Here is a 12465-nt window from a genome sequence, read left to right on the forward strand (position 1 = left end):
AATTCCCTCCGCTAGATCATCCTCTTCAAGAGGTCATTTATCTTCTCACCACGGTATCCGAGGCTTCCACCCTCATTGAAGGCCTTTTTTATAGCCTCATATCCCTTTCTTGGAGGGTGTAACCTGAACACAGGTTTTATTCCTGCATCCTCAAGTTTAACCTCACCCCTGAATACAGCCCCTGCAAATTCTTCCACTGAATCATACTCTGTGTTTTCCTTTATGTATTCATCGGTTAACCTTTCCCCTCCGATGATTCTTGCCCTCTTGGTTATCATGGCTGTCAGGGTTTCCTGGTCAATTTCACCCCATGTTATGTAGTCCTTGGCCTTCTGGAGCATGCCAAGGTAGCTGGGTGTGTCCTCAACCAGTACTGCGTGGTTTATTCTGTTGAGTCTTAACATCTCCATGGTGTCAGCTATGTCCCTTCGGACACCCGCTGATCCCCTTACCCTTACTACTGCTAACATATGGAATCACCTTCAGGTACTGCAAACACCCAGGTTTTTAAGGTCCTTTTCGCTTGCCTTTACCTTGCTCAGCTGTTTGAGGGCATCGAAGGTTGCCCTGGCAAAGTTGACTGTGGTCTGTGTCTGTCCACGTGTATGTGACCAGACATCATCTATACCTGCAAGCCTCATTATGGTCTTGCCAACGTCACCTATTGCAAGTCCAACACCACCAGGTGCTGGTATGAGGGTTACGCGGACACTTCCACTCTTACCTGAGACCTTGAATGGTACCGTGTGTTCCCTTCCACAGACACATCCCCAGTCACCGCAGCCTCTTCTGACCTTTATAAGGTTGAATTTTGCATCGTCAACTGCCTTCCTGATTGCAGGTCCAACCTCTCTGGCCTTGCCCTGTCCGAGTCCAACATATCCGTCCTTGTTGCCCACTGCAACTATGACCCTGAAGTTGACCTTCCTTCCTGATTTGTGCATCCTCTGGACAAGGTTAACGTCAATGACCTCCTCCTCGAGGTCAGGAAGCAGTGCATCGATTATCTCAAGTTCCATTATCGGGTGTCCCTCTTCAAAGATCTCATCGATACTTGTTATGACACCCTCCTTCACAAGGCGTCCAAGGTTGGTCCTTGGCTCCCATTCCTCCATGTTGAAGTTCATAATCATACCTCTTCATCTATCCTGTTTTTTATTTCTTCAAAGTGTTCAGGCAGGTCCTCAGGGGAAAGACCCCTCTCAAGGTACCTTGAAAACCTCTTTTTGCGTTCTTCCTCGTCAAGGGATTCTGCATACTCCTTTATGTGTTCGCCCCTTATCCTTGATTCGTCGGGAAGTACTGATTCCCCGTGTGGTACTTTGAGCCCTGCGTCAACAGCCCCTTTAAGTGCTGCGAATACCTTTGAACCCCTTATGGCAGGTCTGAGTCCTATATCAAGGACCGCTTCATCTATACCTGCCTTCAGAGCCCTTTTACCGCAGAGGTACCCTGTCAGGTATGCTGCCGCCGTATTGCTTGTACCTCCAAGCCATCCCATTTTCTGGAGCTGTTTTGAGTGGGCTGAGACCAGTGTTTCGTCACCATCCATTCCCACATTGATTATCTGTGCAATAACATGATATGTGGTTATTCTGACAACAAGCCTTGATTTGCCTGTTTCCACCATCTTATAGCGGGCCCGGTAATCAGTTTTACCTTCCCTTCGTCTTCTAAATGCCATCTTGTATCTTGGTCCATGTGCCAATCAGATCCCTCCTATCTGAGCATGTCGTGGTCCCGGGCATAGGTTTTCATGTAAGATTTGCTCTTGAAGGCTCCGCCCTTTGCCATCTTGTAGAGTTTACGATAGGTGCTCTTGTTTATTTCACGGTTGTCCCTCATCTCCCTGAGGTCCTTCCTCAGAGCCCTTATCGTTGTCATCCATTCCTCTTTCCTTGGCTTTCTGGCGCCCTTAGCACCTTTTATGCTTCCAGGTCCTCTTCTTCTTCCCTTCTTTTTCTGCTGGGCTATCTTTTTTGACCTGTAGCTGCTTATGCCCTTTTTTGGTTTAGCCTTTATTGCGCCGTCCTTTATTAGCTGCTTTACACCGTCCCTGGTTATTGCCCTTGAGACCTCGTCGATCCTCTCAGGGTCAATCCATATTCTGTTAACCCCTACTTTCAGTATGTCTGCAGCTAATCTTTTCTGAGTAGTAAGATTCATTCAAGAAACCTCCTTGTGTTCAGCAACTTGCTGATAGACCCGAAAAATCGGGCATCCCCTTAAAATGTTTTCCCTGGACTGGAAAATAAGACCCCTTCCAGCCCCATATTATGGATTCAGAACTTTTATGCCAAGTTCCCTTGCCTTTTCAAGCATGAGTGTCTTCTTCCTGGCACCCACACTTGATGCTATCCTTGCAGCCTGTTTTTCAGGATTCAGTTCCTCAAGTTCCCTCATGCTGGAAACAAGGATATCCTCATATCCTGATGGGTGGAGACCCCTCTGGTCCCTTGGCTTCCTGTAGCCAATTGCAGGCATTGCAGGTTTGCCCTTTTCATATCTTCTCATTTTACTTGTTTTACCCCTGGGCCTCCTCCATTTCTCCCCCAGTTTTTTGTATCGGGCGTATTCCTGTCTTTTAAATTTTTTCCTCATTGAATCACCATCCCTAATCCTTGCTCACAAGGTATATGCCGTCCTGGAAAACCCTTGGGTCCCTTCCCTTAATCTTGGTGGCCTGTTCAAGGTTCGCCATTGTCTGTCCAACGTGTTCCTTGTTGATACCTGTTACTTCAACCTCGTCGCCCTTTACCTGGACCTTTGTATCTCCAACAATCCTTGCGGTCCTTGGGTGGCGTTCCCCGAGGAAGTTCTCTATTAAAACCTTATCCCCTGCCACCTTCACACTCATTGGAAAGTGGGCGTACACTATCTTCATACGGTAGGTGAATCCCTCGGTGACACCCCTTATCATGTTGTTTATATGGGCTTTAACTGTCCCTATCATTGCCTTGTCCTTTTTCTTTGGGAATTTAACCTCAAGGACCACCTTCCCTTCTTCAACGGCCATTGATATCTCTGAGTGGTTAAATTTTCGGGAGAGTTCACCCTTCGGACCCTTAACCTTAACTTCACCATCGATGGTGACGTTAACATCCTCAGGGATGGGTATTTCTTCCCGGATAATAGCTGCTAGAACCATGTTATCACCTAGTAGACGTAAGCCAGCAGTCTACCGCCGATCCCCCTGTCCTTGGCCTCTTTATGGGTCATTATTCCCTCAGGGGTTGATACGATTATTATCCCGAAGTTCTTAGCTGGCAGATATCTTTTCTCAAATTTCTCGAATTCGTCCTTCTTAACAGCGTGTCTGGGTTTTATAACCCCACACTGGTTTATGTTTCCCTCGAGTTCAACGATGAATTTTCCGGCCCTGCCGTCGTCAACGTATTCGAATTCCCCGATGTAGCCTTCCTTCTGCATTGTTCTCAGCACACGCCCTATGAGCTTTGATGCAGGGGTTATCCTGCACTTGACATTACCCCTTATCTCATTGTTCCTTATGTTGGTCAGGGCGTTTGCGAGAGGATCCATAAGAGTCACAGTAAACACCTCTTTCAGTTGTACTTTTTAAACCCGATTTTAGGTGCGAGTTCCCTGAAGCACTGCCTGCAGAGCATTAATCCATATCTTCTGACCAGGGCAGAGTGATCCCCGCATCTTGAGCATTTTCTTGATGCCTTTCCATATTTTCTTGGCAAAACAATCACCTTCAGACTATTTTAACCTGGAATTCTTCCTTCATAAAGTCGATTGCCTCTTCACGGCTGACCCTGTGCTTTTCAGGAACCTTTTTGCGCTGTATCCTTCGTCTGCTTATCCTGTGACCTGGCTTCTCAAAGGTTACAGAAAGGTTCATACCGAATATCCCTATCTCAGGGTCGTACTTCATTCCAGGTATGTCGATGTGTTCCTCTATACCCATTGAAACATTACCGTATTCATCGAACTGGCTGGCCTTCAACCTGTTCCCTATTCCCTCAAGGAACATTCTGAGCACCTTTTCGGCCCTTTCACCGCGGAGGGTGACCTTGCATGCGATGGGCTGCTTCTTCCTTATACCAAACTCAGGGTTTGTGACCTTTGAGTGGGTCCTCACAGGCTTCTGGCCTGTCATCTCCTCAAGAAGCCTTTCAGCCCTTGCAAGCCTTTCACCCCCTTCGCCAACACCTATGTTAAGGGTGACCTTGAATATCTTTACTTCCTCCATGGGGTTCATCTATTTACCTCCTGGAAGTGAGATCACTGACTCGTCCTTTCCAATGACAAACACGTAATCCTTGAGTGTGAGGAATGTCTTCCCTGTTTCGGTCTCAATGACCGCTGTGTTTGGCATTGAGGACCTGGTTATGTTTATCTTCTTGATTCTTCCAATTTCACCTGTGTGGCGACCCCCTGTCACAAGACCAAGGCTGTCCTTCTCAAAGGGTATCCTCTCAAGGATTTCCTGTTCGGGCACTGATAACTTCACAACATCCCCCACACGGAACTCGTCCTCTGAGAGGTGGTTGCGACCGTCGTGGAGGTTGAGCTGGGTTTTCCCTCCCCTGATGGTTGTTTTGTTAACTATCTTGCAGAGCTTGAAGCCCGCGTTCTCCTCACCAATGGGGTGTAGGACCAGCCTTCCCCTTTCATCAGGAAGAACCCTGTAGACCTCCCCTGTGCTGGGTATGCTCACAACGTCCATGAACCCAACAGGGAATTTGTAGTTCTTCCTTGGCCTTCCGTCCACCAGGACCTCGCCGCTGTTTATGATTTTCCTGGCTTCCCTTGCATTGTCTGCAACCCCGAGGATGTCCCTCACAATGATCATCAGCGGCAGTGATGCCTCAATTGCATGGGGACCTGGGGATGGCTTTACGGTCCACTTGTATTCCTTGGGATGAATGGGCCAGTGACTTGGTGATCTGAAACGTTTAAGGTGCTTTCTTGATGCCATTATCGCCATGTTTATCCCTTCCGTTCTAATATTTTCATTCTCTTCTCATCGTCAAGGTTGAGGTCAATTATTCTGATGTTTGAGGGGTGTATCGGGAAGTAAACTGAGGTCCCGTCCACCTTCTGTATTGTGGCACCCTCAACGTAGACCCTGTACCTCTTGAGGTCCACCTTCTCAACCTTACCCTCGTGTCCCTTGAAGTCACCGCGGAGAACCTCAACCTTATCTCCCTTTCTCACTGGCAGGGACCTTCTACAGTATTCCTCCCTGAGTTCCCTGCTCAGGGGTGCGCTCATCATTTTGCGACGAACGTGTAATGGTGCTTCATAAATGTATTTCCTCTGCTTTCTGGGTTGTTTTGACATTCTATCACCCTATACTATTATGCTGGCTGCACTTCCCACGCTGGGCCACCTGTCAGCTGCTTCCTTTGCAACAGGACCCCTTATCTCTGAACCCTTGAGGACTCCCTCGGGGCTCACTATAACTGCAGCGTTATCCTCGAATTTCACCCTCAATCCGTCAGGTCTTCTGTATTCCTTTTTCTGTCTCACAACAACAGCGTTGAGGACTTCCCTTCTCATGTCCACTGTTCCCTTTTTAACAGAGACCACCACCATGTCACCAACACCGGCTGCTGCGAGCCTCCTGCGAACACCCTTGTATCCTCTGACAGAAATTATCTCAACTTCCCTTGCGCCTGTGTTGTCAACACACTGGAGCCTGGCCCCTACAGGTAAAGCCCTTGTAACCTTGGATGCTATTGCCTTCATCTTACTCTTCCCCCTTCACCTCGACCACTACAAAGTTCTTAGTCTTGCTGAGGGGTCTGCATTCAGCAATTTTCACTGTGTCCCCTACCCTGACCTCTATGCAGTCAGGTTTATGAGCCTTTATCTTGGATTTTCTCTTTTCGTATCTCTCATATTTGCGTATAAATTTGTAGAAACTCCTTTCAACGGTTACTGTCCTTTCTGCCTTGTCACTGACGACAGTTCCTTCCAGTATCTGACCCCTCAATGGGAGGTCCCCGTGGAAAGGACAGTTAGGATCACTACATTTAGATTTAGGTTCTGGAACATCAATGCCGACCATTCTATCACCACTATGGTTTTCTAAATTTCTTCTTTATTCTCTCCTCAGGACGAGCTACCAGAGCTCCACCATCAATCTCAACCACTTCACCCTCTGGTGTTCTGAAATGGAAGACGGCTGTTCCCTTTGGAACCGTTATCTCTCTGCCATCCTCCAGTTCAATTTTAAGGGTGTTCCTGGTTTCATCCACGACTCTTCCCGATATTCCCTGAAGGTCCCTGTGAACACTCCTGGCTATTCTCACAGAAAGGCCAATAAGTTCATGTCTGAAAATGTTACGGGGGGTTATCAATGTAAACCCCTACCTTATCTCTATCGTATCTGATGAAAAGCCCATATCCGCTAGAACTTCCTTGACCTTCTTCTTATGGTCCCCCTGAAGTTCTATCTGACCCTTCTTGGCAGTACCTCCACAGGCACATCTTGCCTTGAGTATCTTTGTGAGCTCCTTTATGTCTATATCGTGTTCATCGATGCCCTCTATGATGGTCATCACTTTACCGAATCTTCGCCTCACTGTGTATACCTTCAATGTCTGAACTTCGCGTGCTATTTCCTCACAGACGCAAAGTTCCTCCGGAAGACCGCAAACATCGCAGATTTTCATTTATTTCTCCTTCTATTTTTCATTCATGATGGTGAGAACACGGGCTATTGTTCTTCGAATTTCCCTCATCTTGCCGGGGTTTTCATGGATCCCGGCAGCAGCGCTCTTGGAAATGTATCTGGCGTATTCTGCCTTGAGTTCATCCAGCTTCTTCTGGAGTTCCTCCCTATCCATTTCCCTTATCTCTTCGCTCCTAAGTATCGCCATTTCAATCCCTTTCTATTATTCACTGATATGAATCTGTCCATATATATTACTTTTCAGATTCTTCACCATCTGTGTCCTCTTTCTCTGTCTCTTCCGCTGATTCAAGGTCTTCCTCAAGATCCTCAAGATCCTCTATTTCCTCGAGATCCTCAAGATCCTCAAGATCCTCAAGATCCTCAAGATCCTCAAGATCCTCAAGATCCTCAACGGCTTCAACCTGTTCTTCAGATTCCTCTGAGGGAGTTTCAGTTACTTTAGGAGCCTCTATTTCAACCTTGTCTGGAAGTACAACCTCAGGAGGCATTATACGGACGTATACGCCCAGGACACCTGGTTTGAGCTGTACTGTTGCGAATCCTTCCTTAACATGTTTGGTTGATGGTTCGCCACACTTCTTTATGTACCCATCTGTGAATTTGGCTGTGGCTGAACGTGCACCCCTTATCTTACCTGAGATGGTAACCTCAACACCCTGGGCACCTGCAGCCATGATCCTCCTCATTGTGGTGTATGCAACCCTTCTGAAGTGCATTCCCCTCTGAAGCATGGCAGCTATCTTGTGGGCCATTATGCGGGGATTAAGTTCAGGCACATCAACCTCCTTGACCTCAACCTGGGGGTTTTCAAGGTTGAACTTGCTTTTGAGTTTCTGGGTTATGGCCCTGACTGTCTTACCGCCACGTCCAATTACCATACCTGGCCTTTCTGCGTAGACGACAACCATTGTACCCATGGGGGTGACCTGAACGTCCATGCCACCGTAGCCTGCCCTTTCAAGTTCCTTTTCAAGGTATTCATCTATCCTTGTCCTTCTGAGCCCTTCAACGACAAAATCTTTCTCTATCAAAATCTATGCCTCCCCCAGAACTATCTGAACGTGTGTTGTTGGTGTGTTGAATGGTGTAGCCCTTCCAAAGGCCCTTGGAATCCAGCCCCTTATAACTGGCCCACGGTGGCTGGATATGTGGACTATTCTGAGTTTCTCGGTGTCGAGTCCCTTGTACTCGGCATTGGCCTCGGCATTTTCAAGGACCTTCAGTATCTGGCCTGCTGCCTTAACAGGGTACCGGCCACTGGCCCATCCGCTGAGGCCCCTCCTGTGGCCGACCTTCCGGTTGTATCTTCTGAATGCCACCGGCCTCTCCATCCTGATAACCTCTTCAAGGTATCTTTTGGCTTTCTCGAGTTCCATTCCCCGGATCTCCCTGCATATCTCCACAGCGTGCTTTGGTGAAATCTTGAGGTGAGTCGCTGAAGCCCTGGCTGTTCTTGACCTGTCTTCCTCTTTATAAGCGTATTTAACCTTAGCCATTTTCCAGTCTCCTTATTTAAGAGGCACGAACATTGAGGATCTTGTAGCTCCCATACCGGGATCTCCGTGCTCAACCTTCTTCCTTGTAGGTGCAAATTCACCGAAGTAGCAGCCGATCATTTCTGGCTGTATTGTGACCTCCACAAATTCGTTTCCGTTGTGGATGCCAAAGGTCATCCCCACCATCTCAGGCAGCACTATCATGTCCCTGCAGTGTGTCCTGATGACCGGTGGTCTTCCCTCAGTCTTTCCCTCTTTTTTTATCTTCCTTATCTTCTCAAGTACCTTCTTCTGCCTTGGTAGGAATCCCCTCTTGAGGGATCTTCTCTGCCTTGATGGGAACAACTTGATTACATCGTCAAGTGGCATCTCCTGCAGTTCTTCCAAGGTGTAGCCGCGATACTTAAATTCTTTACGTGCCAATAGGTCACCTCCTTCTTTTATCTCCTTTTCCCTGTTCTTCTGGCAGCTATTGAACCAACCTTCCTTCCTGGAGGAGCATGCCTTGAGACAGTTGTTGGCCTGCCTGGGTGCTGTCTGTTTCCACCACCGTGTGGGTGGTCAACTGCGTTCATTGCAACACCCCTGACTGTAACTGACTTCTTACCCTTGGCCCTGAGGGCATGGTACTTCTTACCTGCCTTGAGGAATGGTTTCTCCCTTCTTCCTCCTCCAGCAACGACACCGACGGTTGCACGGCACTGTGGGTTGAGTGCCTTGAGTTCACCTGATGGGAGTTCAATAACCGCCTTGTCAGCATCATGGGTTATTAGAGAAGCATAGGTACCGGAGGACCTCACCAGTTTCCCTCCGTCTCCGGGTCTGTTTTCAATGTTGTATATGGGTGTCCCCTCTGGAATCTCACTGAGTGGGAGTGAGTTTCCAGGTTTGACCTTTGCCTTTGCCCCGCACTCAACCTCCTCATCAAGCATTAGAGCCTCTGGTGCGAGGATGAGGTTTTTCTCACCGTTTTCAAATTTCACAAGGGCCACAGGGGCTGTCCTTCCAGGGTCGTGCATTATGTCAACGACCTTTCCCCTTAGACATCCTTCACTTTCAAGGGAGTCGTATGCACGGTATTTTATTTTGCCCCTGAAGCGGTGGGATGCACTTCTGTAAGTGGGAGTTCCCCTTCCTCTCCTCTGTGATATTAACCTTTTTCCCATCTGAACATCCTCCTCATCATTATTAGAATACTCCCAGTTTAACAGCTATATCCTCTGCGCTGTGTTCCTTTGCCAGTTTTATGTAGGCAATCTTCTGGCCCCTTGGGGTTACCTGTGTGTTAACCCTCTCAACCTTAACTGCAAAGAGTTCCTCGAACGCCCTTCTGACATCCTTTTTTGTGCTTTTTCTCATAACCACAAATGCCAGCTCGTTGTTCTGGTCTATAAGGTTCATGCTCTTTTCTGTGACATGTGGTTTCATGATAACAGCATATGGATCCATAATTACACCGTCACCTTAATTTTTACTGAAAGAGTCCCTCAAGTTTTTCTATTGCTGATCTTGTAAAGACGGTCAGTCTTCCAGGGTGGGTTCCTGGTGCGAGGAGTTCAGCGTTGAGGTTTTCGACTGTGACAACGTCCACACCAGGGTGGTTTCTTGCACCCAGTGCGATGCCTTTATCTTCGCCCACAACTATGAGTGGACCTCTGGGTGTCCTGTACTTCCTTCCCCTCATCTTTCCCTTTCCAGCTCTTATCTTTTTACCTTCCTTCGCCCTCACGATGTCGTCCATGATTCCAAGTTTCCTGAAGACTTCCCTTGTGTCTGCTGTCCTTTTGATTCTGGAGAGTTCATCGTCAACCACCAGGGGCACCTGGGGCACATTCTCTATCCGGTGACCCCTTGCCTCCACAAGGTCCCTCCTGGCTGTTGCTGCAACCGCGGACCTTATTGCGAGTCTCCTTTCCTTTCTGTTTATCCTCTCATGGTAGTTCTTCTGTGGCCTTGGTGGGTGGGCCCTTCTACCGCCAACTGCCTGGGGGACAAAGGCCGCCCTTGAACCATTTTTTATACGTGGAACCATTGCAACGCCGCGACCGGCACCATAGGACTTGGCAGAGGTCCTTTTACCAGCCATCGGGTCGGGACCCCATGGCTGTACCCTCGCGGTCTGTGCTGATAGAACGGCCCTTTTTATCACGTCGGGCCTGAACTCCTCATTGAAAATTTCAGGAAGTTCCATTTCATCTATGGCTTCACCTTCTAGGGAATAAACCTTGATCTTCATTTTGAACCACTCTTATACTCCTTGTTTTGATGCTGTGCTGATGTAGTTTATCTGGGGTGCCTCTTCCTGCTTACCTGCAGCCCTTATGGCCTTCCTGAGCACCACAAGCCTCTTTGTTGGGCCTGGAACTGACCCCTTAACCATTACATAATCGTTTCTGACAAGACCATACCTTACAAAGCCGCCGCTGGGGTTTACCTGGTCAGCCTCACTGGCGTCACCGATCTTGAGTATCTGCTTGTTGTACTCGGTCCTCCTGTGGTAACCCATCTGCCCGGCCTGTGGAACTGTCCACATGGTCCTTGATGGTGTCCATGGACCCAGTGACCCTATGTGTCTTCCCTTACTGCTCCTTGCAGCCTTACCGTACTGTATCCTTATACCCCATCTCTTAACAGGGCCCTGGAATCCCTTACCCTTGGTCACGGCTATGGCATCAACGAAGGTTCCCTCGGAGAATATCTCTGATGCCCTCACATCCTTGCCGAGGATTTCCAGTGCGTATTCGAATTTCTCCTCAGGGGTCTTACCTCCAAGACCGCACTCAAAGACCTCAGGTTTCTTTTTGGGTACGCTTGCAAGTCTGGGGTTTGTGTGTACAATAACCCGGACATCTGCAACGTATTCCATATTTGACCTTATCCTTTCGATTGCAGCCTCCTGGTCATAGTCCTCTGCAGGTGGAGTGAGCTTCCTTCTGAGGTCCTCCTTTGTCTCGGTGGCCAGGACCTCTCCAAGGGTCTTAAGGCCCCTGCTTGTCCTTTCATAGGCCCTCACAGCCATCACTGTTAGGGGTGGGACCTCAAGTATTGTGACTGGAGTTGAAACCTCCATTCCCTCTGTAGGGGAATTTTTCCGGTTATCAACCATCATTACGTGGGTCATCCCTGCCTTGTAGCCTGCCAGGGCAAGCAGTCCCGGTTCATCCACCTGGGGCCATGATTTGACCCTGGGGGTTTCCCTTGCCGCCCTTTTTCTTGGACTGAATGCAACTGATCCTTTTCTTGGTTGATGATGTCTAGCCATTTAAGTTTACCTCCTTACATCATTCATATTCATTTTTCATCAATCTGAGTTAGCATATTGAATACTGAGAGAGTAGCTAAAACAGCCTCTTCAGTCCTTACAGTTTCTGTACACTGCCCTGGAATGGTGTTAACCCATATATCTGCATCGATCTCTGGTAATCCCTTGTAAGGACCGCCAAACAGGATGGCCACCCTGGGGGCGCCCTCCACCTTTGACTTTACTTCATCCAGAATAGAAGTAATGGGCGAAGCATACCTGGATGTTGCCACCACAACATCGGCATCCACTGTTTTCAGGCTCTTTGAGAGGCTCCGTTTGGTGTTCAGAACCTCATATCCCCAGTATTTATCCTCTGGTTCATCTGGCTCTATCAGTATTTCCTTACCCAGCCGGATAACCCTGAAACTCATTATCCTATTTACGGTGAGTCTTTCCCTGCACAGTGCAAGTTTATCTGCGCCAATATCCACAAGAGTTCCTTTCTTTACCCTTTTGACCGTCAATCCCTGTCTGTATTCTCCAGCCGAGGGTTTTCCAGTTGGGTGATGAGGAGTTCTCAGAGGTGGGAGTATACCCACATGTTTCAACTCCTTCATTATCGGGAAAACCTTCCTGCGAAGGTACTGTGGGGTATCCATATAGTTCAGGATATCCCTGATAAATCCTGCCTCTCCGTCTGCATCATCGTGATAGATCACTATGCGGTTAACCCCGAATATAGCTGCAGCCCTTCCAATAAGACCCACCTTGTAGGTCTTTATTTTGAGATCCCCTGTCTCTGCCGTCAGCGAATCCGGGATAAATATGGACAAATCTACTCTATTCATTTATTAATCTTTGTCCTAATCTTTTATAAATATTTCCACAATGCAGACTGGGCAAGTAAAACCACAGACCACATCGTATATCCCGTTATACAATGTGAGCGGATCCACCGCAGATTGCAATAGGTACTAAAAATTGTACAGTAACCATATTTAAAGTTTCCGCTGGAGGTCCGTGGGTGGGCAGGATAAAACCCGGCGGAATCCCCA

The 12465-nt window shown here is 48.1% G+C and carries 24 protein-coding genes; all 24 read right to left on the bottom strand.

What is annotated here, in order from left to right:
* Positions 1-11: 11 nt before the first annotated feature.
* The 24 genes from rpmD to ACPLJI_RS03995 all read right to left on the bottom strand — a co-directional run bounded on the left by rpmD (position 12) and on the right by ACPLJI_RS03995 (position 12258).
* Positions 12-470 (bottom strand): 50S ribosomal protein L30, encoded by a 459-nt coding sequence (rpmD, locus tag ACPLJI_RS03880; protein ID WP_424731085.1) that lies wholly within the window; start codon positions 468-470, stop codon positions 12-14.
* 12 nt (positions 471-482) lie between these two features.
* Positions 483-1127 carry a 30S ribosomal protein S5 gene (gene rpsE / locus ACPLJI_RS03885; protein WP_013295332.1) on the bottom strand — a complete coding sequence of 215 codons (645 nt, stop codon included), beginning with the start codon at positions 1125-1127 and terminating at the stop codon, positions 483-485.
* A 2-nt stretch (positions 1128-1129) separates the two neighbouring features.
* Positions 1130-1708 carry a 50S ribosomal protein L18 gene (locus tag ACPLJI_RS03890; RefSeq protein WP_048174813.1) on the bottom strand — a complete coding sequence of 193 codons (579 nt, stop codon included), beginning with the start codon at positions 1706-1708 and terminating at the stop codon, positions 1130-1132.
* A gap of 11 nt (positions 1709-1719) precedes the next feature.
* A complete protein-coding gene (locus ACPLJI_RS03895) occupies positions 1720-2166 on the bottom strand; it encodes a 50S ribosomal protein L19e (RefSeq protein ID WP_013295330.1) in 447 nt (148 codons plus the stop codon).
* Positions 2167-2274: 108 nt separating this feature from the next.
* Complete coding sequence (locus ACPLJI_RS03900) at positions 2275-2601, bottom strand: 50S ribosomal protein L32e (RefSeq protein ID WP_048174811.1); 327 nt, start codon at positions 2599-2601, stop codon at positions 2275-2277.
* 13 nt (positions 2602-2614) lie between these two features.
* Entirely contained in the window at positions 2615-3148 is a 534-nt protein-coding gene (locus tag ACPLJI_RS03905) for a 50S ribosomal protein L6 (protein WP_048174807.1), read from the bottom strand.
* Positions 3149-3156: 8 nt separating this feature from the next.
* Positions 3157-3549, bottom strand: a complete 393-nt coding sequence (locus ACPLJI_RS03910) for a 30S ribosomal protein S8 (RefSeq protein ID WP_013295327.1) — start codon at positions 3547-3549, stop codon at positions 3157-3159.
* 14 nt (positions 3550-3563) lie between these two features.
* The gene (locus tag ACPLJI_RS03915) at positions 3564-3716 is read right to left on the bottom strand and encodes a 30S ribosomal protein S14 (RefSeq protein WP_010875659.1); all 153 of its coding nucleotides are present in this window, start codon (positions 3714-3716) and stop codon (positions 3564-3566) included.
* Between the two features lie 2 nt (positions 3717-3718).
* Positions 3719-4225 carry a 50S ribosomal protein L5 gene (locus ACPLJI_RS03920; RefSeq protein ID WP_424731086.1) on the bottom strand — a complete coding sequence of 169 codons (507 nt, stop codon included), beginning with the start codon at positions 4223-4225 and terminating at the stop codon, positions 3719-3721.
* The gene (locus tag ACPLJI_RS03925) at positions 4226-4954 is read right to left on the bottom strand and encodes a 30S ribosomal protein S4e (protein ID WP_048174804.1); all 729 of its coding nucleotides are present in this window, start codon (positions 4952-4954) and stop codon (positions 4226-4228) included.
* Between the two features lie 2 nt (positions 4955-4956).
* Entirely contained in the window at positions 4957-5310 is a 354-nt protein-coding gene (gene rplX / locus ACPLJI_RS03930) for a 50S ribosomal protein L24 (protein WP_424731087.1), read from the bottom strand.
* 9 nt (positions 5311-5319) lie between these two features.
* On the bottom strand, positions 5320-5718 hold the full coding sequence (locus ACPLJI_RS03935; protein WP_013295322.1) for a 50S ribosomal protein L14: 399 nt from the start codon (positions 5716-5718) through the stop codon (positions 5320-5322).
* 1 nt (position 5719) lies between these two features.
* On the bottom strand, positions 5720-6040 hold the full coding sequence (locus ACPLJI_RS03940) for a 30S ribosomal protein S17 (protein WP_048174800.1): 321 nt from the start codon (positions 6038-6040) through the stop codon (positions 5720-5722).
* Positions 6041-6050: 10 nt separating this feature from the next.
* Positions 6051-6332: a ribonuclease P protein component 1 gene (gene rnp1, locus ACPLJI_RS03945; protein ID WP_424731088.1), complete on the bottom strand. Its 282-nt coding sequence runs from the start codon at positions 6330-6332 to the stop codon at positions 6051-6053.
* 9 nt (positions 6333-6341) lie between these two features.
* Positions 6342-6647 carry a stress response translation initiation inhibitor YciH gene (yciH, locus tag ACPLJI_RS03950; protein ID WP_010875652.1) on the bottom strand — a complete coding sequence of 102 codons (306 nt, stop codon included), beginning with the start codon at positions 6645-6647 and terminating at the stop codon, positions 6342-6344.
* A 12-nt stretch (positions 6648-6659) separates the two neighbouring features.
* Positions 6660-6854, bottom strand: coding sequence for a 50S ribosomal protein L29 (rpmC, locus tag ACPLJI_RS03955; protein WP_013295320.1), 195 nt, complete (start codon positions 6852-6854; stop codon positions 6660-6662).
* 46 nt (positions 6855-6900) lie between these two features.
* Positions 6901-7701 (bottom strand): 30S ribosomal protein S3, encoded by an 801-nt coding sequence (locus ACPLJI_RS03960; protein ID WP_424741139.1) that lies wholly within the window; start codon positions 7699-7701, stop codon positions 6901-6903.
* 3 nt (positions 7702-7704) lie between these two features.
* Positions 7705-8166 carry a 50S ribosomal protein L22 gene (rplV, locus tag ACPLJI_RS03965; protein ID WP_048174791.1) on the bottom strand — a complete coding sequence of 154 codons (462 nt, stop codon included), beginning with the start codon at positions 8164-8166 and terminating at the stop codon, positions 7705-7707.
* Positions 8167-8178: 12 nt separating this feature from the next.
* Positions 8179-8589 carry a 30S ribosomal protein S19 gene (rpsS, locus tag ACPLJI_RS03970; protein ID WP_424731090.1) on the bottom strand — a complete coding sequence of 137 codons (411 nt, stop codon included), beginning with the start codon at positions 8587-8589 and terminating at the stop codon, positions 8179-8181.
* A gap of 17 nt (positions 8590-8606) precedes the next feature.
* Positions 8607-9332 (bottom strand): 50S ribosomal protein L2, encoded by a 726-nt coding sequence (locus tag ACPLJI_RS03975; protein WP_048174788.1) that lies wholly within the window; start codon positions 9330-9332, stop codon positions 8607-8609.
* A 22-nt stretch (positions 9333-9354) separates the two neighbouring features.
* Positions 9355-9615 (bottom strand): 50S ribosomal protein L23, encoded by a 261-nt coding sequence (locus ACPLJI_RS03980; protein WP_048060727.1) that lies wholly within the window; start codon positions 9613-9615, stop codon positions 9355-9357.
* A gap of 22 nt (positions 9616-9637) precedes the next feature.
* The gene (gene rpl4p / locus ACPLJI_RS03985) at positions 9638-10402 is read right to left on the bottom strand and encodes a 50S ribosomal protein L4 (protein ID WP_048174786.1); all 765 of its coding nucleotides are present in this window, start codon (positions 10400-10402) and stop codon (positions 9638-9640) included.
* Positions 10403-10414: 12 nt separating this feature from the next.
* On the bottom strand, positions 10415-11428 hold the full coding sequence (gene rpl3p / locus ACPLJI_RS03990; RefSeq protein ID WP_048174784.1) for a 50S ribosomal protein L3: 1014 nt from the start codon (positions 11426-11428) through the stop codon (positions 10415-10417).
* 29 nt (positions 11429-11457) lie between these two features.
* Positions 11458-12258 (bottom strand): putative RNA uridine N3 methyltransferase, encoded by an 801-nt coding sequence (locus tag ACPLJI_RS03995; protein WP_048174781.1) that lies wholly within the window; start codon positions 12256-12258, stop codon positions 11458-11460.
* Between the last annotated feature and the right edge of the window lie 207 nt (positions 12259-12465).

It is taken from the genome of Methanothermobacter sp. (genome assembly GCF_049720995.1).
Taxonomy (GTDB): domain Archaea; phylum Methanobacteriota; class Methanobacteria; order Methanobacteriales; family Methanothermobacteraceae; genus Methanothermobacter.